The sequence below is a fragment of the Clostridium sp. UBA5712 genome (assembly GCF_002419845.1).
GTDB lineage: Bacteria > Bacillota > Clostridia > Clostridiales > Clostridiaceae > Clostridium_J > Clostridium_J sulfidigenes.
Map to the genome: position 1 here is coordinate 61362 of NZ_DIGW01000001.1, position 26128 is coordinate 87489.

Consider the following 26128-nt stretch of genomic DNA (forward strand, 5'->3'; position numbering starts at 1 on the left):
TTAAGAACATGTAATGCTATAAATTGATTCTATAATTAATTAAACACAAAAACATATGAGCAATAAACTCTTTAGGAAATGTAATTGCTAAAGTGTTTCTAAAGGCTATTGTGGATTTAGATGTATCTAGAAGATTGCAATTTTTAAAAATTAAATAATCTTTTAGTGAAAGTTCCTTACAATTTATATTTTTTTTATATACATTTACTTTTTGTAAAATTTTATTTAAAAGTTCATCATATCTATATACAATATTTCTTTCAATTTCTAAAATTTCTGCAGTGATTTCCATAGCCATGATAATATTAACACGGCTTTTTGTTATTATGCCTGAAAAGTTATCAATTTTTTTTATAGTTCTTAATAGTTTTAAATGATTGTATAGGGAATTATTAAAATTTAAGGAATCAGTTATAAGTTTAAACTCAATGGCATTAATATTTACTAATAATCCCTTAGGGAACTCATCTTTGAAAAAATAATAGTTTTGTCCTGTTAATTGCTTAAAGGTTTTTAATGTATCTAAATATCCTATACTTATATTTCTTTTAATTCTTTCACTATCAAAACTAATAATTGGACCAAGATTTTCACTACATTTTATTTCTATTATAGGTATATCATTTATATTATTAATTTTTTGACTGAATCCAGGTCCATCTATATCCACTTGGATTATAGCAGAACAAGGGCTATTTAAAAGCATGCTGGTTGGAATATTATTATACATACCTCCATCAACAAAACTGACACCATCAATAACCATATGCTTTAGGCCAGGCAGAGAGCAACTTGCCATTATATAGTCAATAATTTTTCCGTAAGGAATATCAGTCTTAAATATTTCTATAGGTTTTAGGGGATACATAGTAAGGGTAACAATACCAAAATCTATAGGTGAATTCCTTATTATATCTTCATTTAAATAGCGTTGTAGTAATCTTTTTAAAGGTGTATGATCTAACCCTCTATTAGATATAATATTTTTCATGAATTTAGGAAGATTTTTAAATGATAGATTTTCATCTATAGAAAAATTATCATCAATATTGAAGCAAGTTGAAAAATCTATTGATAGCCATAACTCTTCTAAGTCATTATAATTATTGCTACATATAAAAGCGCTATTAATAGCTCCAATAGAAGTTCCAACTACCGAAGATATATCTATATTTAATTCTATTAAAGCTTTCCACACTCCAACTTCATAAGCACCCCTAGAACCACCACCACCTAATACTAATCCATAACTATTCAAGCGTTATAACACCCCTTCGGTAAGTAAAATTAACTTAAATATAATTCTACTTAATATTATATTATACTAAATGAGTTAAATTTGATAATTATTATAATGATTATATTATATATACTAATAATTACTATTTATACGTTGAACTTTTATGTAAAAAACTATATAATTAGTATATACTAACAATAGAATTATAGTATAGTAAACTATTTTAAATGATATAATTTAAAAATGTCGGAAGATTTCAATAATAACCAAGATGAGAAGGAGATTAGTTATGGAAATAAGTTTAAATTTAATAGAAGAAGCAGTTAAATCCAATAGTATTGAGGAAGTAAGAAAAGCATTAATTGAATACATAAGAGTTGAACCAGAAAATTCAGAAAAAATTATAAATGCATTAAATTATGCTAAAGAAAACATTAAGGGATTATTTGAAATTCATGATGGAGCAAAACTAGAAGAGGATAATAAGTGGACTAAAGAATATTTTTTGAAAACTCTTCAAGATTTATCGAATAACTTTTCAGAAGAAAGATTTAATCATTTGTGCTTAGTAGGAGCTTTTATATATCCAAATGAAGATATTATAGAACAGGATACAGTTATAATTAACAATGTGAAACCTATTTCAGATGCTGAAATTAAATTTGAAAAAGTAAAGTCTGCTCTTGCATTAGGAACTGGACTTTTAATAGGATACATCATTGGTAAAAAGATTAATAAAAAAAGATAATATATATTAAAATGCCCTATTAGTATTTTATTGAATTAATACTAATAGGGCATTTTAATGTTTTTAGGAATTATAATGTATTGAAATTATTTTACAATTTTTATTGAAAACTACCACTATATAATTCATATCTTTCAATATGATTAATATGTTTTTGATAATCTTTATTCATTAAATTTATAGTAGTATAGCTTTCACGATTAATAAAATTAGGATCTGATATTAATTTACAACCTAAATTTAATACATTATTTGCAGCTTCACAAGTTTTTTTTAAAAGCTCTTTGTCAATAACTGTAGCATCAATATTAATATATGAATTTATATCAACACAATTATCAATTTCTATAGGATTACCACCTAAATCAGTTATTATATTACATATTCTATATGCATGTTTTTGGTAGTCATTTCGAACTTTAGATATTTGAGAAATAACATCTTCATTTTTAGAGTGCTTTATATAATCTTCAAAAAGGTTTATATCAATATATATGCCCTGTAATAATTCATTTAAACTATTAACTATATATTTTTTATCCAAGAAAATCAACTCCTTGCAATAATATTCATTATATTATTGCCTAAGTGGTATTGACATTATTCATATTAGAAAATATTATAAAAGGATAAAAAGGCCATTTAATATATGATCTTTTCAAAGCATACTAGGATTTGATAACTGGTTTGTCTAGTTTTTCTGGGTCTTCTAGTTTTTCCATTGAGAATCCTGTGTATCCATAAACTATTGATATTATAGGATTTATATAGTTCAAGAAGCAGAATGGTGCATATAAGAAACAAGAAACACCAAGAGTAGTAGACATAAATGCTCCACAGGTGTTCCATGGAATAAATGGTGATGTTAATGTTCCAGAATCTTCTAGAGCTCTAGATAAATTCTTAGGTGCTAAGCCACGTTTAGCATACTCATCTTTATACATTCTACCTGGAATAACTATAGATAAATATTGATCTCCAGCAAGTATATTAACAACAATGCAAGAAATTATAGTAATTAGTACAAGAGAACCTGTATTAACGGCAAGTCTAAGTAATTTTTCAGCAAGTACATTTAAGAATCCAGCTTTCTCCATTATACCACCAAAGGTCATCGCACATATAATTAAAGAAACGGTATACATCATACCTTGAAGGCCACCTCGAGTTAATAGTTCATCTACAATTTCAACTCCAGTTTCACTTACATATCCATCATTTAAAATGTTAACTATATCACCATAATTAGAACCTTGTACTAAAATAGCTAAAAGAACTCCCGTAGCAACACCTATTAGTAGTCCTGGAATTGCAGGCATTTTTTTTATAACAAGTATTATTACTATTATTGGAGGTAGCAATAGAATTGGGTTAATTACACCGGAGGCTTTTAGTCCATCAAATATTATATTCAACTTTGATACATCCAATTCTTGGCCTGCATATTTCATCCCAAGTATAGCGAATAGTATAAGAGATATTATTAAACTTGGCGTTGTAGTATAAAACATATGCTTAATGTGATCAAATAAAGTAGAACCAGCCATAGCAGGAGCTAAGTTAGTTGTATCAGAAAGCGGTGACATTTTATCTCCAAAATATGCACCAGATATTATAGCACCAGCTATCATTGGAGTAGGGATTCCTAAACCAATACCTACGCCTATAAGTGCAATACCTACAGTACCAGCAGTTGTCCACGAACTTCCAGTAGCTAATGAAACTATAGCGCAGATTATACATGTAGCAACTAAGAATATACCAGGAGATAAAATTTTAAGTCCGTAATAAATCATTGTTGGTACAGTACCACTTAATATCCAAGCACCAATTAAAACTCCAATTATCATAAGTATTATAATTGCTTGCATTGACATTTGAATAGTATCGATAAATCCTTTTTCGAGATCTTCCCATTTAAATCCAATACATAAAGCTGTAATAGTTGCAGCTGCAGCTGCAATTATTAAAGGAATATGTGGACTTGATTCATAGAATATAATTGCAATAGATAGAGAAATAATGAGAACTAAAATAGGTATAAGAGCTTGCCAAACTTTTGGCTTTCTAGGGGGGGAAGCTATCTTACTAGATTTTTGTTTTTTTTCTTTCATTAACAACACACTCCTATATTAAATTCCAATTTAAGTAATTAAATAAATTATATATCAGTATAATTATAATTGCAATACTATTCAGAAAATTTATGAATTAAAAAGCCGTATTTAATATTATGCATTTTTATGAAAAATAATTGATATAAACAGCTATTATAATTAGTTTATGAAACTTGATAAATTATTATATTCATTTTATTGTAATAAAAAAAGAGTACAAAAAAACTTTGTACCCCAAGTTATTATAAATGTTATAATTATACACTTATATATTAAATGATTTATAGGCTGTAAGAAATTTATTTATATCATCTTCGCTATGAGAAATTGATAGGAACATTGCTTCAAATTGTGACGGTGGTAAATTAATTCCTTTGTCTAACATATGCATAAAATATTTTCTAAATATGTTTGTATTACAACTTTTAGCATCTTCGTAATTATTAATTTCATTTAAGTCTGTAAAAAATACAGTCATCATACCACAAACTCTATTAATTACTACATTTATATTTTTTTCTTTTGAAATTTCTTTAATACCATTTTCTAATCTTGTTCCTATGGTTTCTATATGGGTATATATATCTTGTTTTTCATGTAATTCTTTAACTGTTGCTATTCCAGCAGCCATAACAAGAGGATTACCTGACATGGTTCCTGCCTGATACACAGGGCCTAATGGAGCAAGTAGTTCCATGATTTCACGTCTTCCGCCATAAGCCCCACAAGGTAAGCCGCCTCCAATAATTTTACCATAGGTAATAAGATCAGGTTTAACATTTGGGAATAGCTCTCTTGCGCCTTTATATGCAATTCTGAAACCACACATTACTTCATCAAATATTAATAAAGTACCATTATCTTTACAAAGTTTATCTAAGTTCTCCATGAACTCCATAGAAGGTTTAACAACTCCCATGTTTCCAGCAATAGGTTCAATAATAACACAGGCTATATCATTACTATAAGCAGTAAATATTTCTTTTAAATTATCTATATCGTTATAATTAGCAACAATTGTATGCTCTATGTGTTCTTTAGGTATACCAGCGCTGCCAGGTATTCCACAAGTCATAACACCAGAACCTGCACTTACTAAAAATCCATCATAATGGCCGTGATAACAACCAGCAAATTTAACAATTTTATTTCTCTTAGTATAGCCTCTGGCTAATTTAATTGCACTCATAGTAGCTTCAGTGCCAGAGTTAACCATTCTAATCATATCAATTGAGGCAGTTTCACATAAAAGTTTTGCTAAGTCTAATTCTAATTTTGTTGGTGCACCAAAGGCTATAGCAGTTTCTGAAGTATTTTTTATAGCATCAACAACTCTGGAGTTACAATGCCCTAAAATCATAGGTCCCCAAGCTCCAACAAAATCTATGTATTCTTTATTTTCTTCGTCATATATTTTAGAACCCATACCAGATTTTATAATAGGAGGGGTGATACCCATATCCTTAAGTGCTCTTACTGGACTATTAACTCCTCCGGGAATATACTTTTTGCTTTCTTCAAATATAGTTTTATTGTTCATTAAGCTCTTCCTCCTAATTAAATTTATTTAGAAAAATACGTTCAATTAACTCATAGGCGTCCTTATTATTTCCTTTTAAAGTTTCTTCTTTTAAAACTTCAATGGCACGATTTATATATGTGTTAGCACTACTTTTTAAAAGGGTAGCTACAAGCTTGTCATTATCTTTAGTGTACTTTTTATTTTTAAAAGTTTTAAGATTATTTTCCACAAGTAATTTACCTTCTTCTTTTACATCTTTAATTATACCACTTAAGGACATTAACTTTAAAAAATTATTATATTCACCATAGTATTTCTTTATTATATATTTATTTGAATTCATAATATTTCTTCGCTGAATCTTATTTTCTTTATCTACATTTTGAAGATTATCTAAATTAAATAAACATATATTTTTTAATTCACTACAAGAATCTTCAACATTAATTGGTAAGGAAAGATCAAAAATTAAAATTGGTTGTGAAGGGAGATCTTTCTTTAGTACAATTGGAGTAGGGGAAGAAGTACAGCATATTAAAGCATCTATATATTTATAAGTATCTACCATATTATCAATGGGTATAATTTCAATCTTTTTATTTTCCATTAATTTTATATTTTTTATTATAGTACTATGATTAATAACCTTATCTGTATTTCTTACTACAATATATATTTTATCTAAGATATCTTGTTTTCCTATAAGATAATTTAAAGTTAATTGAGCCATTTTACCAAAACCTAATATTAATATATTTTTACAACCTTGGTCTATAGCTTTTTTAGCAGCAATAGATGAATAGGACACAGGTGTCTTATATAGTTTACTTTCGGTTTTAAACTCTTTACCACAACTAATAGCCATTGTAAATAGCTTATCAAAAGAAGCTTTTATAACTTTTAACTCTTTACTTTTTAAGTAGGCATCCTTTACTTGACCTAAGATTTGATCTTCACCTAAAATTTTTGAATGAAACCCACAACTAACTTCCAGTAAGTGAGTTATAGCCTTGCTATCATTAGAGTAAAATATATATTTAATAAACTCTTCATCCCAATTAAGTGTATTGAATACTTCTTGTATTATGATATTTTGAGATAGGGAAGATTTTAAGTATATTTCTGTTCTATTACAGGTATTAATTATAACAACTTCTTCGCATAGAGTTTCTTTCATTTTTAGTAATATTCCATCTATATTATCTTGGGATATTGCTAGTTTAGCTCTTAAAATTAAGTCAAGTTCTTTCTTTATTCCAATTAAATGAATCATCTTTACCCCCAAATCTATGAAACTACTAAATTTTATTTAATCAAATTTAAAACCCACTACAAGTGGGCACATTATAACTCATATATTGTAACATGAAAATTATACTATATGAAAATTTTTTTGACAATGATAAAATAGGATAATAAAATTGTATTGTATAGATTACTAATTTCTAACAAATAAAAGGTGAGGTAATACTATGAAAAAGTTTATTCTAAATGTCCTTATTTCTATTACAGGTTTTGTTTTAATTATTCTTATTTCTACTTTAATAGTAACAAGCATTAAACCTATTTATACTTACAGTATTAATAAATTTAATATGGAAGAGAGAACAAGCTTATCTATTGCGGAGATGAAAAAAAATTATTCTTATGTAATAGACTATTTGTTATATAATAACAACGACAAATTTGAACTACCATCTTTAGAATCATCAGAGGCTGGTGCTTTTCATTTTAAAGAAGTAAAGGAATTATTTAAACTAGCTAAGATTACTATATTAAGTTTAATAATTACGTTAGCAATATTGTCTGTACTGTATACTAGCAGTTATAAGAGCTATATTTATATAAAATATATTTCCATTATATCAATTATTACTCCAGTTATATTCTCAATAGTTGTAAGTATTAACTTTAATTTTTTCTTTACAATATTCCATAAAATTTTTTTTAATAATGATAAATGGATTTTTGATCCCAACACAGATCCTATTATAAACATATTACCTGAAGAGTTTTTTGCATTATGTACTGGTACTATTGGAATTCTTTGCATAGTCATTGGAATAGTACTATATGTGGTGTATTACAATTATAATAAAAAGAATTTAAAAAGATATTAGAAAAAATCTAATATCTTTTTGAAATTAAAGATAATTTACATTGACTTTTTTACCTAATGCAGTTAGTAATCTGGCTATGTCTTTAACAATTTTAATTTTTAAATTAAATTCATCTGGAAAAGATGGATTTTGATGAGCTGGATTAACTGCTTGCCCTATATATATATCTATGGATGTACCTTCATTAATTAACATATTAGTAATTCTAGAGGCTCCATCAGAGCCATTTATAGCACAGGGTATAGCATTCTTTTTAATGGAATTTAGATAATTTTTTAATAATTCTTTTACTTTATTTAAAGTTAGTATACCTTCTGTAACCAAGTCTATCCCTTTCATAAATCCCATAGGCGGGACTTCCGAAGTATAATGCTTTAAGTCTATCTCTATCGGGGTGTGTAATGTATTAGATATTATATTAGCAGTAGTGCCACCACATACAATTTTTTTACCTGTAGCATTTTTCACAAGATTTATAAGAATATCATCGTCATCCTTATTTTTAGGTGGCCCTGTAAAGAGAGAGATGTTTTGTTCCTTTCTTATCTTAATAGTTACTACTGTTGTATCATCCCCAGGTTTATTATCATATAAGTCTTTACAAACCTCTAATAGTTGTCTACATATGTTTTGAGCAATCACCTCTTTATGGAGTACATTAGTTAGATATCTATTTATATGAGGCCATTCCCAACCTAAATTTAAGAGTCCACCTACACCAGCATGTACAACTCCGTCACTTATAATAACTAGAGCATCAGATTCATTCATATAAAATCTACTTTCAAAAATAACTTTACCATTCACTATACGTCGATTCTTCTTGATGTCACAACTACGATTATTTCTAAAAAGAAAAACAGGTGGATTATCGTACTCTACCATATATACCTCGCCACTGTTTTTAATTTTCACAATTGTAAAAGTGGAGTAGGCTAACTTTCTAACTTGACATTCAGGCAATGTATTAATTATAGTATCTATAGTCTCATCTATAGTAGCCCCTTCTTTTAACATAGTAACTGCAATCTTAGATGTTAAAGTTCCTAGTATATTAGCTTTAACACCACTGCCAAGACCATCTGACATCACTACGATAATTCCATCTTCTGTATTAGCAATTTCAACGTTGTCACCACAAAGTTCTTCACCGTGTTTATTCATACTCATATTAGCTACATCTAAGTAATATTTTCTCATATTAGTCTTCCTCTTCTAATACTTTTTTTAACTCTAGGATAGCAACTTTAGTTTCTGCAGTAGTTTCACCAAGTAAGCTAGCAATTTCTTGAGCAACCATCATTTGCTTGTTTATAATTGTTTGGGTAACATCAATAGATTTACGCTTCAATTCAGTCAATTCTAATTTCCTATTTTCTTCCTCAGTTATGTCTGTAAATGTTATCAATAAAGATGAGTGATTTTTAATATAAATTACACTTTTATACCCATGAAAATCTAACTTACTGTAGAATACTTTTTTACCTAAAATATTCTTTTTTGTGTCGGCTACTTTTTTAAAGTCTAAGTCGTGTATAATTTCTGTTATAGGAACTCCTATTATACTTTCTTTTTCACAATTTAAAAACATTCTTCTTCCAGAGGGATTAATGTCCTTAATCAATAAGTTATCATCAATTATAATTAAAGCATTAGGTGAATTTTTAAATATTTCACTATTCATATTTTCTGCTAATGATCTCATATAAGGTACACACATCTCAACCTCAGACATTCCATTGTAAACAGCAATTGCCTTTTCAACACAAGTGTTGTATCCACAAGCGCCACAGTTTAATTCATCTTCTTTAGTGTATTTTCCCATTTGTTTAAGAAGAACTTTAATTTCATCGTCTTTAGGTGTTAGCATATGGATTTTTTTATTTTCAAAGTTTCTTGTAAGATTAAGATTATCCTTATTTATATTAATAACTTTTGAATTATTATTTTTTGTTTTTAAGTAATCTTGAATTCTTTGTAGTCTAGTGTATACAGATTCATTATCAGATAATGTGCCTGGACCGCCAAGACAACTTTCATTACAGGCACTTAATTCTATACACACATTCTTTAAAGTGTTATTTTTAAGTTCCTCTAAAATAACTTTACAATTTTCCAGACCATGAACCCTAATTACATTTAAATCTTTTTTATCAATAGTAGGTCTTATGGCATTTAATATTCCACCAACTACAGGATAGCGATCACCTCTTGTAGTACCGCTAAAATCTACTTCTCCATCTTCTAGTTCAGAATATTCAATACCATTTTCTTTTATATAGTCGATGATTTCGTCAAAGGTTAACACAGAATCAACAAATCCTAAATTAGATTCAGATAAAGCTTCATATTTTTTAGATACACATGGACCTATAAAAACAGTATAAGATTCCTCATATCTATTTTTTATGCTTTTTCCATGGGCGACCATAGGAGAGGATACTGGTAAAACTAATGGAATTAATTCAGGATAATATTTTTCTATTAACATTACTATGGAAGGACAGCAACTTGTGATAAATTCACTACTTGAACTACAATCAATCCTACATTCATATTCTTGAGTTACTAGTTCTGCACCTATGGAAACCTCTTCAATATAAGAAAAACCTAATCTTCTTAGAGCAGTTATCAATTTAGAAGGATGAGAGAATACTCCTCTAAAAGCAGGTGCTAATTGAGCAACAACTGTTTTATTGCTATTTAATGCTGCTTTGACATCATCAATATCTGAAAGCACATGACGAGCGTTTTGAGGACATACGACTAAACAATGACCACAAAAAATACATCTATCTTCTTGGATTTTAGCTTGATCATTTAAGACTTCTATAGCTTTAACTGTACAAGTACGTACACATTTGTAGCAATTTTTACAGTTAGCGGAGGAAAAATTCATTACTTGCATAGATTCACCTTCTTAACTATATATTCTTCAAAGAATTTATCTACTTCATCTTCATTTACAGTATAAATGTTATCATCGACAGTAACACATACCGAATCAGTACAATGACCAAGACAAAATGAAGCTTTTAATTCTATTTTATCTGTTAAATTATTTAATTCTATTAAGCTCTTAATTCGGTTTATAACATTGTGAGAACCTCTTACATAACAAGCACTTCCAACACAAACTTTAACAATCAAAATAAAACCCCTCCTTAATCTGTATATATGTTATATAATAAATTATAGAACTTTGGTAAAATACCGTCAATCACATGTTGTTATACATTTGACAATGTTATAAAAGTAATGTAAATAATAAGTATAAAATTTATTATGGGAGGATATAAAATGAGATTAGTAGTTATTTCTGATATTCATGGTTCTTCAAAATACACAAAAAAAGCTATAGAAGTATTTAATAGAGAACAGGGTGATTATTTATTAATTCTTGGAGATATACTTTATCACGGGCCAAGAAATCCATTACCGGAAGAGTATGATCCTAAAGAGGTAGCAAAGATACTAAATGAATATAGATATAAGATAATTGCAGTACGTGGAAACTGTGATTCGGAAGTTGATCAAATGTTATTGGATTTTCCATGCATGGGAGATTATTCTGTAGTTTTATATAATAACAAAAGATTTTTTTTAACTCATGGACACAAATATAATGAGAATAATATGCCTAATATATCTACAGAAGATATAATGCTACATGGTCATACACATATATTAGGTATTAATAAAAAAGATGGCATTTCTATAATTAATCCAGGTTCTATTTCTTATCCAAAGGAAAATAATCCTCATAGCTATGGAGTTGTAGATGGAGATGTATTCTATATAAAAACATTAGAGGGAACTATAATTCAAGAAATAGTATTGAACTAAATAATGTTCTATATTAAAAAGTAGAGGGTATTTCCTCTACTTTTTAATTATTTTATCAATTATATTAGATTCAATTAATTCACTTTTACTAAATCCGTTTCTAAAGTATCTCACTTGCTTATACTTAACTCCACCCATTTCAAAATCAAGGATATCAATTCTATCTCCCTTAAAAATTTCAGCTTCTTTCTTGCCTTTTAGAAATATATGAATTTCCATATCATTCCTCCTTGTAGTTATTAATTAAATAGATTATATAACAACGTAGATGATTTATTCAATAATATAGATAAAGGAATTATTAAATTATGTTAAATAGTATTTTAAAAAATTAAATATATAGAAACTATTTAAGGGTGTTTTTGTACACATAAAGTCATATAATTAAAAAATTTCAAGAATAATTAAAAAATTGAGTATGTTAACATGAAAATAAATGTTATAATAATATGTAAAGGTTCTGGTGGTTATATTGTTGCTATCTGTGCTGCAAAACTAAGTACTAAAGCTTTACTAACGCAAAAGAAAAAAACTTGTTAAAAAGCTATTCACATGGTTCCACCAAAAACAACTAATTTTAATTGCAGGAGGAGTATGTATGAACTTAGAACATGTTAAAAACATTGATACGGAAATTTATGAAGCAATTTGTCTTGAGACTGCTAGACAGGAAAGTAAAATCGAACTTATCGCTTCAGAAAACTTTACAAGTGAGGCCGTGAGAGAGGCTATGGGGTCCACTCTTACAAATAAATATGCAGAAGGATATCCAGGAAAAAGATATTATGGTGGTTGCGAATGCGTAGATGTTGCTGAAAATATTGCTAGAGATAGAATGTGTAAACTATTTGGAGCAGACCATGCCAATGTTCAACCTCATTCAGGTTCTCAAGCTAACATGGCAGTTTATATGAGTGTATTAGAACCAGGAGATAAAGTATTAGGAATGAATTTATCTGATGGTGGACACTTAACCCATGGAAGTCCAGTTAATTTTTCTGGAAAGTTATATAAATTTATATCTTATGGAGTAGGTGAAGATGGATTTATAGATTATGATGCATTAAGAACTGTAGCTTTAGAGGAAAGGCCTAAAATGATAGTTGCGGGGGCTAGTGCTTACCCAAGAATAATAGAATTTGATAAAATAAGATCAATATGTGATGAGATAGGTGCATATATGATGGTAGATATGGCTCATATAGCTGGACTTATTGCCGCAGGTGTACATCCTAGTCCAGCTCCATATGCAGACTTTATTACAACAACAACTCATAAAACTTTAAGAGGACCAAGGGGTGGGGCAATACTTTGTAAAGAAAAGTATGCAAAACTAGTAGATAAAACTATATTCCCTGGAATACAGGGTGGTCCATTAATGCATACTATTGCAGCTAAAGCTATCTGCTTTAAAGAAGCTCTAGACCCATCTTTTAAAGAGTATCAGCAAAAAGTTTTAGAAAATGCTAAATCTCTTGCAAGTGCATTAAAAGAAAAAGGATTTAAATTAGTGTCTGATGGTACCGATAATCATTTAATTCTTGTGGATTTAAGAAATAAAGATATTACAGGAAAAGCAGCGGAGCATCTATTAGACGAAGTTGGAATCACTGTAAATAAAAATACAATACCTTTTGAATCCCAAAGCCCATTTGTAACTAGTGGTATTAGAATAGGTACTCCTGCTACTACTACTAGAGGTTTTGGAAAAGAAGAAATGATTGAAATTGCTGATATAATGAATTGGGCAATTGATAACAGAGATGCTGATTTATCACCTGCTAAGGAAAGAGTTAAAGCTCTTTGCAATAAAATTCCATTATATAAGTAAAGTATTTGTAATAACTAAGGACCTAGCATTTTCACTGCTAGGTCTTTACATTTTTTATAGAATATAAGAATGAATGCAAAGTAAAATTCACATTATATTGACTTATGTGTTTAAACCTCTTATAATTATGGGTGAAAATTAAATAGTATTTTAGGTGCTTTTTAAAAGTGAAAAGGGAATATGGTTAAAATCCATAGCAGCCCCCGCTACTGTAAATGATGACGACCCTCAAATACCACTCTTAATAGGGGAAGGTGAGGTTAGAATGATTCATAAGCCAGGAGACCTGCCTAAATATGAGCTTTCGGAGGGAAATGAGCTATTTTAGTGACTAAGTTAATATGTATAAGTAAAATTAAAGATTTTGGTAAGTTTATCTTACTTAGATTTAAACTTATATTTTTTATTTTACTAAGATGGAAATTTTAATTATTTGGCAAGGGAGCTTTTCTTCCTTGCTTTTTTATTTTATTTAAATTGAAACTCGACTCACTGCGTTCGCTGAGTAAGTGATTCACCCCAAATCAAAGATTTGGGTTCTCTACTTAATAGAAAGAAGGTATTATAAATGGCTAAAATAATGATTCAAGGTACAGCTTCTTCTGTAGGAAAAAGTATACTAGTTACTGCATTATGTAGAATATTTAAACAAGATGGATATTTGGTATGTCCATATAAGTCACAAAATATGTCTCTTAATTCATATATAACTTTGGATGGAAAAGAGATGGGGCGTGCTCAAGTTTTGCAAGCTTATGCTGCAGGGCTTGAACCTGAGGTATATATGAATCCTATTCTACTAAAACCTACTACAGATAAAAATTGTCAAATAATTTTTAATGGAGAAGTATATGGTTACTCCAATGCAAAGGAATACCACAATTTAAAAGTTAAATTTAAGGATGATTTAAAGTCTGCTTTTGAAAAATTAGAAAATCAATTTGATATTATTGTTATGGAAGGGGCAGGAAGTCCAGCAGAAATAAACTTAAGAGACAACGATATTGTTAACATGGGGATGGCTGAACTAATAGATGCACCTGTTTTACTTGTAGGTGATATCGATAAGGGCGGCGTATTTGCTTCTTTATTAGGTACTATTATGCTCCTTAGTGATAGTGAAAAGGACAGAGTTAAAGGAACTATTATAAATAAGTTTAGAGGAGATATATCCTTACTTAAACCTGGAGTAGATAGTTTAGAGGAGTTAACTCATAGGGATTGCTTAGGGGTTGTTCCATATTTTAAATTAGACTTAGAGGATGAAGATGGAGCTGTTGACCTTAATAAAAATATCACAGATAAAATTGATATAGCCATTATAAGGTTACCGCATATATCAAACTTTACTGATTTTGATGCGTTATCTATAGAACCAGATGTTTCTGTAAGATATGTTGAAACTGTAACTGAATTTAAAACTCCTGATTTAGTTATAATTCCTGGAACTAAAAATACCTTAGGGGATTTAGAATATTTAAAAAAATCAGGCTTATATAACAAAATTAGAGAATATGAAGTTAATGGGAAAATCATAGGTATTTGTGGAGGATATCAAATGCTAGGGAAGATATTAGAGGATCCTTATGGAGTTGAAACTACACTAGAGTCTATGGAAGGATTAGATATTTTACCTATAAAAACAGTTTTTGAAGAGAAAAAGATTACTACTAGAGTTAATGGTATCATAGCAAAGGATTTAATAAACAATGATACACCTTTAAGTATTTATGGATATGAAATACACATGGGAAAAACTACGATTTTAGATGAAGGTAAAAGCCTTATTAACATAAATAAGAGCAATAATGAAGAAGCTAATCATTTAGATGGGGTAGTAAATAATAAAAGAAATGTTATGGGAACGTATATTCATGGTATTTTTGATGGGGTTGAGTTTAGACAACACATTATTAATGAATTAAGAAGAGACAAGGGAATTGAAGAGAAGGTTTCTATGGCTTATGAGCACTTAAGAGAAAAGGAATTAGATAAACTAGCTGACCTTGTAAGAGCCTCTATAGATATGAATAAAATATATAAAATAATGGGCTTAAATAGATAGTGGGAGAAGTTATCATGATTAATTTTCATATATCCTTAAATATACTTTGTGTATCTTTAGCAGTTATTTTAGACTTTATTTTAGGTGATCCTAATTGGCTATCACATCCGATTATATATATAGGAAAACTTATTGGAGCTATAGAAAAGTGGCTAAGAAAACATTTCCCTAATAATATTAAATTGAAGTGGGCTTCTTTATTTATGGTGTTTATGGTTTGTATAATTACATACACTATTCCATATTTATTACTTAAGCTATCTATAATAAATAATATTGTTTTTATAGTAGTTAATACTTTAATAATATGGACAACACTTGCTGCTAAGAGTCTTCATACAGCCGGAATTCAGGTCTATAATGCTCTTGTTCAGGATGATATAAAAGAAGCTAGAGTTAAGCTTTCATATATTGTAGGTCGAGATACAACTTCTTTAAGTAAGGATGAAATAATTCGAGGTGATGTAGAAACTATAGCTGAAAATACTTCTGATGGTATAATTGCACCTATAATTTATGCCATCATAGGAGGGGCACCACTTGCTATGATGTATAAAGGAATTAACACTATGGATTCTATGGTAGGGTACTTAAATGAAAAATATAAGAATATAGGTTTTTTTCCAGCAAATGTTGATGATATATTTAATTTTATTCCTGCTAGACTAACTGGAGTATTAATGTGTCTTACAGCATGGGTAGTTAAGGGAAGGATAATTGAATCCTTTAAGATTATGATTAGAGACAGAAAGAATCATAAAAGTCCTAATTGTGCCTATCCTGAGGGAGCTACTGCTGGAGCCTTATCTATTCAATTAGGTGGTGCTAATACCTACTTTGGAGAAATAGTAGAAAAACCAACTATTGGAGATGCTACAGAAGCTTTAAGTCATCAACACATTAAGAAATCTATAATACTAATGTATAGTAGTGAAATTTTACTAATAATATTAAGTTTAACATCTATAATTATACTTTAGTTAAAGGTGAGTGTTTTTATATACTTGCACATATTAAGATGAAAGGTGGTATATATATTTTGAAACATGGAGGAGATATATATACTGAAGGTACTTTAATTGGAAGAAAACTTTTAGACTTTAGCTCAAATGTAAATCCTATATCCATATCTAAGGATTTTAAGGGAAATATAGGAGAAGCTTTAGAAAAGGTACCTCTGTATCCAGATATAAAATATAGAGAATTAAAAAATAACCTATTAAATTATTTATTTAAAAGTAATGAGTATTTTAATGGAAATGCCTATGGTAAAGAGTATTTTAATAGCATAGGTATTGAAAATATTATAGTAGGAAATGGAGCAGCTGAAATTTTAGATTTAGTTATAAGCTACTTGAATTCTATAACCATAGTTGTTCCTTCCTTTGTAGAATACGAAGATTTTAGTAAAAAACATAAATTGGATATCAATTATTCTTTTTTAAATGAGTTTATGGAATATGATTATGAAGATATTTTTACACAGATACAAAATACTGAGGGGTTAATAATGGCTAATCCTAATAATCCAAATGGTTGTATTATTGATCATTGTAAATTTAAAAACATATTAGATTATTGTGAAGCCCATAATAAATTAGTGATTATTGATGAAGCGTTTATAGAGTTTGTATTAGATAATAATAAGAGTATAATTAATTATATACATAATTATAGTTGTATTGTAATTGTTAGAGCTATAACAAAATTTTTCTCCATGGCAGGAGTTCGTTTGGGCTATGCCATAAGTAGAAATAATAAATTACTAGATTTCATTATTTGTAATCAAAATCCTTGGACAGTGAATTGTTTTGCAGAAGTTGCTGCTAAGTATGCATTATTTGATGAAAAGTTTATAGATGAAAGTAAAAATTGGTTGATATCCGAAAGAGCATTTATGAAAAAATCTTTGAATGATATAAAGATTATACAAAAGGTGTATGAAAGCAAGGCTAATTATTTTCTTTGTAAGATAAAAGGAATTACAAGCTCAGAACTTTTAAAACAGCTTATGGAAAAGGGTATTTTAATTAGAAATTGTAATAACTATACTGGTCTTAATGATAGTTTTGTAAGGTTAGCTATAAAAACTAGAGATATGAATGAAACTATTATAAAAGCTTTAAGTGAAATTAGTAGCTAAATAAATATTAAAATAAAGGATAGGATTCTCATGGATAGTTTTAATGATTCCGTATTTATTTCATTGAATGGTATGAATACTAAAGTTTTAATATTAGGAGGAGGAAAAAGTGCTTTAATAAAAGCTAAAACTCTTTTAAATAGTAGGTTTGTGGTTCATTGCATCTCAGAACAGTTTACAGATGAATTTAAGTTGTTAGATGGTGCTTATGATAATTTGAAACTTCTAGATAAAACTTTTACTAATGAGTTATTGGAGGATTATCATTTAATTGTAATTTGTACAAATGATTCTAAATTCAACGAAAATATTAGGAATATATGTAACAGTAAAAATAAAATTTTTATTGATACTACCCTTCCGGAGAATTCTAAAGCTATTCTTTGTGCTACAGGAAGAAGTGAAAATATTGCTTTGGGGCTTCGAATTAAAGGAAAAAATCCTAAAGCATCGGTATTTTTATGCAATAAGGCAAAGGAGTATCTTCAGAACTTTGACAATTATATAGAATTTATAACTCATATTAGAAATAATGTAACAACTTTAAATAATAAAAGTGAAATTCTAAATTTTATATGTTCTGAAGATTTTCTTTTCTTCTTTAACAATGGATACCATATTGAGATTTTGCAATTATTTTATTCGGATTTAATAAATGAATGGGTATAGATTTAAATTATACAATGAATGGAGGAGTAGAATTGAATTTAAAATTAGCTACACGAAAAAGTAAGCTTGCTCAAGTTCAAACTGATTATGTAATGGATTTGGTTGAAGAGCTACATAATATAAAATGTGAAAAGGTTCTTACAGATACTTTAGGAGATAAAAGACTTGATGTAACGTTAGATAAAATAGGTGGAAAGGGAGTCTTTATAAAAGAGTTAGAAAAATTAATGATTGATGGAAAAGCACATGGAGGAGTCCATAGTATGAAGGATGTGCCATATGAGCTACCAGATGGTTTCTCTATTGCTGCTACGCCAATAAGGGAAGATGTAAGGGATGCCTTTGTTTCTATGAATGGTGTTTCATTTTTTAATTTACCTAAGGGGGCTAGAGTTGGTACTAGTAGTAAAAGAAGAAGTGAGCAAATTCTCCTTTTAAGACCAGACATTGAAATAGTTCCTGTAAGAGGTAATGTTCAAACAAGAATTGATAAGATTGAAAATGAAAACTTAGACGGAATAGTATTAGCAGCTGCTGGATTAAAGAGATTGGGATTAGAAGGAATTATTACCAATTATTTTGAAACAAATGAAATAATTCCTGCTATTGCACAAGGAGCTTTAGGTATAGAAATTCATGAGAGTTGTGAGTATGCAGATGAATTAAGGGCTCTAGATAATGAGGAAGTTAGAATTTGCGTAGAAGCTGAAAGAAGTTTTATGAGAGAGTTAAAGGGTGATTGTCATTCTACTATTGGTGCATATGCTTCTATAGAAGATGATGTAATGACTATTATGGGTATATATGAAGTCAATGGTAATTTAGTAAAAGACACTATAATAGGAAATAAAGAAGAATATTTAAACTTAGGAAAAAAATTATCACAAGTTATCTTAAATAAGTAGATATTTAATAGGAGGATTTATGGGAAAGGTTTATTTAATTGGAGGTGGTCCAGGATCACCAGACTTAATAACATTAAGAGCTATAAAGGTTTTAAGAGAATGTACAGCTATACTTTATGACAGATTATCTGGTTCTGAAATATTAAAATATGTAAATAGAGATGCAAAACTTTATTATTGTGGAAAAGAGCCAGGATGTCACTATAAAACTCAGGAAGAGATTAATGATACCTTAGTTAAATTAGCAAAAGAAGGACATATTGTTGGAAGAATTAAAGGTGGAGATCCATACATATTTGGTCGTGGTGGTGAAGAAGCTTTAGCTCTAATAGATGAAAATATTGATTTTGAAGTAGTGCCAGGTATAACTTCACCTATTGCAGCACTCAATTATGGTGGCATACCTGTAACCCATAGGAAAATTGCCCAAAGTTTTCATGTCTTTACTGCTAAAAGTGCAGCTGGTTTAAACTTAGATTTTGAAACTATAGCTAAATTAAAGGGTACTTTAATTTTTATGATGGGTTATGAACAATTAGGAGGCATTTGCAACGGTCTTATTACTGCTGGATTAGGAGAAGAAACTCCAGTAGCTCTTGTAATGAGTGGAACTACCTCTAATCAAAAGAAAGCAGTAGGAACTTTAAAAGATATAACTGAAATAGCAAAGGAAAAGGGCATATCAAATCCATCTATCATTGTAGTGGGAGAAGTAGTCAAATTCAATGATAAGTTGAATTGGTTTGAGAAGTTACCTCTATTCGGAAGAAATATTTGCATAACTAGGAGTAAAGCTCAAAGCAGGGAAATTGGCGATGAATTATCTAAATTAGGAGCTTCAGTTACAGAAATAAATTCTATTGCAATAGAACCTAATCCTGAAAGTATTAAAGCTATTGAAAATAAATTAGAAGACTATAAGTATATATTATTAACTAGTATTAATGGAGTTGAAATGCTATTTAATGCATTATACCATAACAGTATAGATATAAGAAAAATTAAAGGTGAGTTTGTTTCTATAGGAGATGCTACTACTAAAGCTTTAAAAGCTAAGGGAATAATTCCAACTTTAACAGCAGAGGAATTTACAGGTGAAGGTTTATTTAAAGCTATAGAACTAAAGGTTTCATCAGGAGATAAAATATTAATTCCACGCTCAAAAAAGGGGAGAAACTATATTGTAAATGAACTTCGAAATATTGGAGCTGAGGTAGATGATATACCAGTATATGACACAGTTATTGGTGAAAATCCTAATATAGTTTCTTTTGATAATTGTGATACAGTTGTATTTACTAGTCCTAGCACCGTAGAAAATATGATTACTTTAGTTGGAATAGATAAGATAAAAGAAAAATCAATTATATCAATAGGGCCTATTACTTCAAAGGCTTTAAATATTCATCAATTATCCTATACACAATGTGATAAAATTGGAACTCAAGGTATTATAGATACCTTAATAAAATAAATTTTTTTAAAGACTGAAAGGTAGGTGTATCATGGCCTTGCATTAATAGGCCATGTTTATTATGTTCAAAAGATATAGAAGATTAAGAGAAACTAGTGCAATAAGAGATATGGTACGTGAAACTATTTTAAATAGTAATGATTTTATATACCCAATTTTTGTGGTTGAAGGAGAAAATATTAAAGAAGAGATTCCATCTCTGGTAGGGAATTACCACTGGTCTTTAGATAGATTACCAGAAGTTATAGATGAAGTTATTGCTGCAGGAGTAAAAGGTATAATCTTATTTGGACTTCCGGATGAGAAGGATGAAATTGCTTCTTCAGCTTTCTGTGAAGAGGGTATAGTTCAAAGAGCAATAAGAAAAGTCAAAGAAATCTCTAAGGAATTATTTGTTATTACCGATGTATGCATGTGTCAATACACTTCTCACGGTCATTGTGGAGTTATTAAAAATGAGAGAGTAGATAATGATGAAAGCTTAAAGTACTTAGCTAAGATTGCACTTTCTCATGCTAAAGCTGGAGCTGACATGATTGCACCTTCAGATATGATGGATGGTAGAGTTAAAGCCATAAGAGATATCTTAGATGAAAACGGATTTAAGCATATATCTATAATGAGTTATAGTGCAAAATATAGTTCTGCTATGTATGGTCCTTTTAGAGCAGCTGCAAATTCAGCTCCTCAATTTGGAGATAGAAGCAGCTATCAAATGGATCCTGCTAATGGTAAGGAAGCTATGAGAGAAATCGCAGCTGATATTGAAGAAGGTGCTGATATAGTAATGGTTAAACCAGCTATATTATATTTAGACATAATAAAAGAGGCCAGTATGACTTTTAATATGCCTATAGCTGCCTACAATGTCAGTGGAGAATATGCTATGATAAAAAATGCAGGAGAAAATGGATTAATTGATGAAAAAAGAGCTGCTCTTGAAATGTTAATTTCAATAAAAAGAGCTGGTGCTAAATTAATTATCACTTACTATGCATTAGAAGCAAGTAAATGGATTAAAGAATAAATAGATTTAACATAAAAACTCATTGTAATAAAGCAATGAGTTTTTTTATACCATAATAATTAGAAATCAGAATTTAGATATTTGGTATAATGAATAATTTTAAAACGAAATTCATATTTATAAATTATATCATTGATTGTATAAAATTTTAGCAGTATAATAGGTTTAGATGTTTATTAGTAGAAAATAGGGGTGAATATGGATGAATGTTAAAGAAAAAATTGAAAGCCTAAGAAGGGCTATGAAGGAAAATCAATTATCAGCTTACATTATTCCTAGTTTTGATTCTCATCAAAGTGAATATGTAGCTGAATACTTCAAAGCTAGAGCATGGATTTCTGGCTTTACAGGTTCAGCAGGAACTGTAGTGGTAACTCTTAATAGAGCAATACTATGGGCAGATGGTCGTTATTATATTCAAGCTGAAAAGCAACTATCTGGTACGGGAATAGAGCTTTTTAAAATGGGACAACCTAAGGTTCCTACCTTCACAGAATTTCTAAAAAAAGAGCTTAATCCAGGAGATATAGTTGGTTTTGATGGTTCTGTAATGCCTATTGGAATATATAAAACTATGACAGAAACATTTAAAAGCAGAAAAATAAAAATAAATCCAGAAAAGGATTTAATATCTCCAATTTGGAGTGATAGGCCAGCTATGCCTAATACAAAGGTGTTTCTTCATGATGTTAAATTTGCAGGTGAATCAGCATCAGAAAAACTTGCTATTATTCGTGAAAAGATGAAGGAAATAGGGGCTGAATATTACGTATTAAGTTCCTTAGATGATATCGCTTGGACATTAAATATTAGGGGAAATGATGTAGAAAGCAGTCCTGTAACAATATCTTATTTATTAATTAGCATGGATTATGTTAAGTTTTTCATAGATAATAATAAATTAACTGATGAAGTTATAACCAATCTAAAGGCTTCTTCTGTTGATATATTAAAGTATAATGAGATATTCAATAACTTAAAAGAACTTAAAGATACATCTATATTATTTGATCCAAATAAAACTAATGTGAAAATTCTTACCTCATTAAATGAATCTATTTCTAAAATCGAAAAAAGAAATATAACTACAGATTTAAAAGCAATAAAGAATGAAGTTGAAAGAAGTAACTTTAGAAACTGTACTATAAAAGATGGAGTTGCTATGGTTAAGTTCATAAAGTACTTAAAAGAAAATGTAGATAAAGAAGAAATATCTGAGATGTCAGCCACAGATACTCTAATTAAATTAAGAAGTGAACAAGAGTATTTTGTTGAACCAAGTTTTTCAACCATAGCTGCATATAAAGAGCATGCTGCCATGATGCATTATTCTGCTACGCCAGAAAGTAATTATATTTTAAAGCCAGAAGGATTATTCTTAGTGGATTCAGGTGGGCAATATTATGATGGAACTACAGATATAACAAGAACCATAGTTCTAGGTGAATTGACCGAAGAAGAAAGAAGAGACTTTACTCTTGTAGTTAAGAGTAATTTAGCTTTAACTATGGCTAAGTTCTTATATGGAGCTACTGGATCTAATTTAGATGTTATTGCAAGAACACCACTTTGGGAAGCAGGAATTGACTATAAATGTGGAACTGGTCATGGAGTTGGATTTTTCCTTAATGTTCATGAAGGACCACAAAACTTCTCACAAGTTCCTAATACAGTAGTATTTGAAGAAGGAATGAATGTTACAAATGAACCTGGTGTATATAAAGAAGGTAAGCATGGTATTAGAATAGAGAATTTACTATTTGTTACTAAAGACAATGAAACAGAATATGGGGGACAATTTATGAAGTTTGATGTAGCTACCTATTGTCCTATAGATTTAGATGGTATAAAAATAGATATGCTTACAGAAAAGGAAAAATTATTATTAAATAATTATCATAAAGAAGTATATAAATTGTTATCACCTTATCTAAATACAGAAGAAAAAGAATTTTTGAAGAAAGAAACTAGAGAAGTTTAACCTTATATTACAAATTATTGTTTCATAACAAAACAAAAATCATCTCTACATAATAGGGATGATTTTTATTATAGCATTTTAATATTATAGCATTTTAAATATTCCGGATATTATAATTAGTAACATACCTATAAACAAATAACTGAACATATTAGAATCACGGTTCATGGCAATACCTCCAAACTTACTGGTGTTTATATGTACACTTATAATATATACGCTATATAGGTGGAAAAAATACCTGATTAAATAATATAAAAAAATATAATATTTTACTATAATGTGATATAATTATACTTAATACACAAGCATATAATAATTTATATATGCTTGTTAATATTATTTAAATTTGAGAGGTGATATTTAATGGATTTAAACTGGATTTGGTTTGGATTACTTATTTTTGTAATAATTGTAGATATAACTACAAGTAGTTTTACCTTTTCATGGTTAGGGTTAGGATTTATTCCTGCTTTTATTGCAGGATATTTTGTAGACTTTACTACACAAATATGGATTGCTTTAATACTAGGAACTATTGCAATTATATTTGGATTAAAGGTGTCTAAAAAATATATTAACGTAAATCTACCAACTGAAAAACCATTGGTTGGCAAGTATGAAGATAGAGAGTTTGTATCTGAAGTTAAATTAGAAAGTAATAGGGAATGTAGAATAAAAGTTAACGAAGTTTATTGGACAGCTAGAAATATAGGTGAAGATATAAATATTGGTGATACTTTTAAGGTGTTAAAAATTGAAAATAATAAATTGATAATTAAAAAAGGAGTGATTTAAATGGAATTAGTAATTGGTGTTTTAGTCATACTATTTGTAGTTCTAGTCATCATAATTTCATCAGTTAAAGTAGTTAACACTGGTTCTAACTATGTTATGGAGAGGTTTGGTCAATTTTATAAGGTATTAGAACCTGGCTGGCACTTAACAATACCTTTTGTGGACTTTATTAGAAAGAAGGTATCTGTTAAACAACAAATACTTGATATACCACCACAAAACGTAATAACTAAAGATAATGTTAATATTTCTGTAGATAACGTTATATTTTATCAAGTTTTAAGTGCAAAGGATGCAGTTTATAACATAGAAAACTATGTTCAAGGTATAATGTATTCCACTATAACTAATATGAGAAATATTTTAGGTGATATGACTCTAGATGAAGTATTAGCAGGAAGGGACCTTATAAACTCAAAATTATTACAAATCGTTGATAATGTTACTGATGCTTATGGAATTAAGTTATTGTCTGTAGAAATTAAAAATATTGTACCTCCATCAGAAATTCAGCAGGCTATGGAAAAACAAATGAGAGCTGAAAGAGATAAGAGAGCCATGATTCTTCAAGCAGAAGGATCAAGACAATCAGAAATTGAAAAAGCTGAAGGCGAAAAGAGAAGTAAAATACTTGCTGCTGAAGCGGAAAAAGAAGCAAATATTAGAAGAGCAGAAGGATTAAAAGAATCTCAATTACTAGAGGCAGAAGGTAAAGCAAAAGCTATTGAAAAAATTTCAGAAGCAGAAGCAGAAGCGATAAGAAGAGTAAATGAAGCTATAATTCAATCAGGAACTAATGAAACTGTTATAGCTTTAAAACAAGTTGAAGCTCTTAAAGAAATGGCTAATAATCCTGCTAACAAGCTTATATTACCAAATGAAACACTATCTTCCCTTGGAAGTATAGCAGCTATTGGTGAAATGCTAAAAAATAATAAATAGTAATAAAACAAAGCATTAGGACACAACCTAATGCTTTATTTTATACATAAATAATTACAATATCTATATTAAAATGTTGAATTTATTAAATAAATATTGTAAAAAATTCTATATTAGCATATACTCTTAATACAGTGAAATGAGAAAGTTTATATAAATATATAATTTAAAAGGTAGGTGAAAATTTTATGAATAATTTAAACATTGATTTAGACTTAATGTTAGAGCTTAGCTTATCAGAAACAAGAGGTGAAGGGGAATGTTATTTAAACTTAAATGATGGTGAATTTTCTTACATTCCTCAAAGTATTATAGAAGCATTAAAGGATGAATCCAAATTTGATAAACTTGAAAGTTGGGAAAAGGAATTAGCTACGGAAGCAGAAGATGTTACTATGAACTATAGTGATAATTATCTTTATATTCCACTAATAGATGAAAGTATATTAGTGAATTCCATGAAAAGCTACTTAGATACTTTAAATCCTAATGACAAAAATGAAATTTATAGTAAGGTTGATTGGTCAAATCCTCTATTAACTTTTAATAGAGTTTTAATTAATAAAGACAAATTAGATGAATTTTATACCTTTAGAGATGAATTTTTAATTAATCATTTAATTGATTGGTTAAAAGAGAACAACATAAGTGTAGTTAAATAGTTTTATAATACAAATAAAAAGACGTAGAATTCTTATTA

General features: G+C 28.8%; 24 protein-coding genes and 1 riboswitch. Of the genes, 15 read left to right on the forward strand and 9 right to left on the reverse strand.

Translation table 11 applies throughout. The annotated features are described in order from the left end of the window. Positions 1 to 16: 16 nt before the first annotated feature. The gene (locus tag B3B03_RS00290; protein WP_346848110.1) at positions 17 to 1258 is read right to left on the reverse strand and encodes a patatin-like phospholipase family protein; all 1242 of its coding nucleotides are present in this window, start codon (positions 1256 to 1258) and stop codon (positions 17 to 19) included. 271 nt (positions 1259 to 1529) lie between these two features. Between B3B03_RS00290 and B3B03_RS00295 the strand changes: the two genes are divergently transcribed. Beyond that, the gene (locus B3B03_RS00295; RefSeq protein WP_035132239.1) at positions 1530 to 1988 is read left to right on the forward strand and encodes a hypothetical protein; all 459 of its coding nucleotides are present in this window, start codon (positions 1530 to 1532) and stop codon (positions 1986 to 1988) included. 100 nt (positions 1989 to 2088) lie between these two features. Here the strand turns inward: B3B03_RS00295 and B3B03_RS00300 are convergent, their stop codons facing one another. The 4 genes from B3B03_RS00300 to hemA all read right to left on the reverse strand — a co-directional run bounded on the left by B3B03_RS00300 (position 2089) and on the right by hemA (position 6900). Then, on the reverse strand, positions 2089 to 2532 hold the full coding sequence (locus B3B03_RS00300) for a ferritin-like domain-containing protein (protein WP_346848111.1): 444 nt from the start codon (positions 2530 to 2532) through the stop codon (positions 2089 to 2091). Positions 2533 to 2656: 124 nt separating this feature from the next. After that, positions 2657 to 4102: a Na+/H+ antiporter NhaC gene (gene nhaC, locus B3B03_RS00305; RefSeq protein ID WP_346848112.1), complete on the reverse strand. Its 1446-nt coding sequence runs from the start codon at positions 4100 to 4102 to the stop codon at positions 2657 to 2659. A 268-nt stretch (positions 4103 to 4370) separates the two neighbouring features. Continuing rightward, positions 4371 to 5645 (reverse strand): glutamate-1-semialdehyde 2,1-aminomutase, encoded by a 1275-nt coding sequence (gene hemL / locus B3B03_RS00310; protein WP_346848113.1) that lies wholly within the window; start codon positions 5643 to 5645, stop codon positions 4371 to 4373. A 13-nt stretch (positions 5646 to 5658) separates the two neighbouring features. Further along, a complete protein-coding gene (hemA, locus tag B3B03_RS00315) occupies positions 5659 to 6900 on the reverse strand; it encodes a glutamyl-tRNA reductase (protein ID WP_346848114.1) in 1242 nt (413 codons plus the stop codon). 199 nt (positions 6901 to 7099) lie between these two features. On the opposite strand from hemA, the gene B3B03_RS00320 reads away from it, so the two are divergent. Next, positions 7100 to 7747, forward strand: coding sequence for a TIGR01906 family membrane protein (locus B3B03_RS00320; protein WP_346848115.1), 648 nt, complete (start codon positions 7100 to 7102; stop codon positions 7745 to 7747). Between the two features lie 24 nt (positions 7748 to 7771). On the opposite strand, the gene B3B03_RS00325 is transcribed toward B3B03_RS00320, so the two are convergent. The 3 genes from B3B03_RS00325 to B3B03_RS00335 are packed head-to-tail and all read right to left on the reverse strand — an operon-like array spanning position 7772 to position 10897. Then, a complete protein-coding gene (locus B3B03_RS00325) occupies positions 7772 to 8947 on the reverse strand; it encodes a SpoIIE family protein phosphatase (protein ID WP_346848116.1) in 1176 nt (391 codons plus the stop codon). A 1-nt stretch (position 8948) separates the two neighbouring features. Beyond that, the gene (locus tag B3B03_RS00330) at positions 8949 to 10655 is read right to left on the reverse strand and encodes a [Fe-Fe] hydrogenase large subunit C-terminal domain-containing protein (RefSeq protein WP_346876188.1); all 1707 of its coding nucleotides are present in this window, start codon (positions 10653 to 10655) and stop codon (positions 8949 to 8951) included. After that, on the reverse strand, positions 10646 to 10897 hold the full coding sequence (locus tag B3B03_RS00335) for an NAD(P)H-dependent oxidoreductase subunit E (protein WP_346848118.1): 252 nt from the start codon (positions 10895 to 10897) through the stop codon (positions 10646 to 10648). The genes B3B03_RS00330 and B3B03_RS00335 overlap by 10 nt, the downstream gene beginning before the upstream one ends. A gap of 150 nt (positions 10898 to 11047) precedes the next feature. Here B3B03_RS00335 and yfcE point away from each other — a divergent pair, with 150 nt between their 5' ends. Further along, positions 11048 to 11593 (forward strand): phosphodiesterase, encoded by a 546-nt coding sequence (gene yfcE, locus B3B03_RS00340; RefSeq protein WP_346876189.1) that lies wholly within the window; start codon positions 11048 to 11050, stop codon positions 11591 to 11593. Positions 11594 to 11629: 36 nt separating this feature from the next. On the opposite strand, the gene B3B03_RS00345 is transcribed toward yfcE, so the two are convergent. After that, a complete protein-coding gene (locus B3B03_RS00345; protein ID WP_150845548.1) occupies positions 11630 to 11812 on the reverse strand; it encodes a hypothetical protein in 183 nt (60 codons plus the stop codon). Between the two features lie 379 nt (positions 11813 to 12191). On the opposite strand from B3B03_RS00345, the gene glyA reads away from it, so the two are divergent. The 12 genes from glyA to B3B03_RS00405 all read left to right on the forward strand — a co-directional run bounded on the left by glyA (position 12192) and on the right by B3B03_RS00405 (position 26090). Beyond that, complete coding sequence (gene glyA, locus B3B03_RS00350) at positions 12192 to 13424, forward strand: serine hydroxymethyltransferase (protein WP_346848120.1); 1233 nt, start codon at positions 12192 to 12194, stop codon at positions 13422 to 13424. A 135-nt stretch (positions 13425 to 13559) separates the two neighbouring features. Beyond that, positions 13560 to 13732: riboswitch (cobalamin riboswitch) on the forward strand. Between the two features lie 260 nt (positions 13733 to 13992). After that, the gene (locus tag B3B03_RS00355) at positions 13993 to 15489 is read left to right on the forward strand and encodes a cobyric acid synthase (RefSeq protein WP_346876190.1); all 1497 of its coding nucleotides are present in this window, start codon (positions 13993 to 13995) and stop codon (positions 15487 to 15489) included. Between the two features lie 14 nt (positions 15490 to 15503). After that, positions 15504 to 16469: an adenosylcobinamide-phosphate synthase CbiB gene (gene cbiB, locus B3B03_RS00360; RefSeq protein ID WP_414632824.1), complete on the forward strand. Its 966-nt coding sequence runs from the start codon at positions 15504 to 15506 to the stop codon at positions 16467 to 16469. A gap of 38 nt (positions 16470 to 16507) precedes the next feature. Continuing rightward, entirely contained in the window at positions 16508 to 17632 is a 1125-nt protein-coding gene (locus B3B03_RS00365; RefSeq protein WP_414632446.1) for a pyridoxal phosphate-dependent aminotransferase, read from the forward strand. Between the two features lie 30 nt (positions 17633 to 17662). Continuing rightward, a complete protein-coding gene (locus B3B03_RS00370) occupies positions 17663 to 18301 on the forward strand; it encodes an NAD(P)-dependent oxidoreductase (protein WP_346876191.1) in 639 nt (212 codons plus the stop codon). 32 nt (positions 18302 to 18333) lie between these two features. Beyond that, the gene (hemC, locus tag B3B03_RS00375; RefSeq protein WP_035132259.1) at positions 18334 to 19206 is read left to right on the forward strand and encodes a hydroxymethylbilane synthase; all 873 of its coding nucleotides are present in this window, start codon (positions 18334 to 18336) and stop codon (positions 19204 to 19206) included. A 19-nt stretch (positions 19207 to 19225) separates the two neighbouring features. Further along, on the forward strand, positions 19226 to 20680 hold the full coding sequence (cobA, locus tag B3B03_RS00380) for a uroporphyrinogen-III C-methyltransferase (protein WP_346876192.1): 1455 nt from the start codon (positions 19226 to 19228) through the stop codon (positions 20678 to 20680). A 61-nt stretch (positions 20681 to 20741) separates the two neighbouring features. Next, a complete protein-coding gene (gene hemB / locus B3B03_RS00385; protein ID WP_346876193.1) occupies positions 20742 to 21707 on the forward strand; it encodes a porphobilinogen synthase in 966 nt (321 codons plus the stop codon). 202 nt (positions 21708 to 21909) lie between these two features. Next, on the forward strand, positions 21910 to 23688 hold the full coding sequence (locus tag B3B03_RS00390) for an aminopeptidase P family protein (RefSeq protein ID WP_346876194.1): 1779 nt from the start codon (positions 21910 to 21912) through the stop codon (positions 23686 to 23688). A gap of 366 nt (positions 23689 to 24054) precedes the next feature. Beyond that, entirely contained in the window at positions 24055 to 24486 is a 432-nt protein-coding gene (locus tag B3B03_RS00395) for an NfeD family protein (protein WP_346876195.1), read from the forward strand. Next, on the forward strand, positions 24487 to 25428 hold the full coding sequence (locus B3B03_RS00400; protein WP_035132267.1) for an SPFH domain-containing protein: 942 nt from the start codon (positions 24487 to 24489) through the stop codon (positions 25426 to 25428). Between the two features lie 188 nt (positions 25429 to 25616). Further along, complete coding sequence (locus B3B03_RS00405) at positions 25617 to 26090, forward strand: hypothetical protein (protein WP_346848128.1); 474 nt, start codon at positions 25617 to 25619, stop codon at positions 26088 to 26090. Positions 26091 to 26128: the final 38 nt, after the last annotated feature.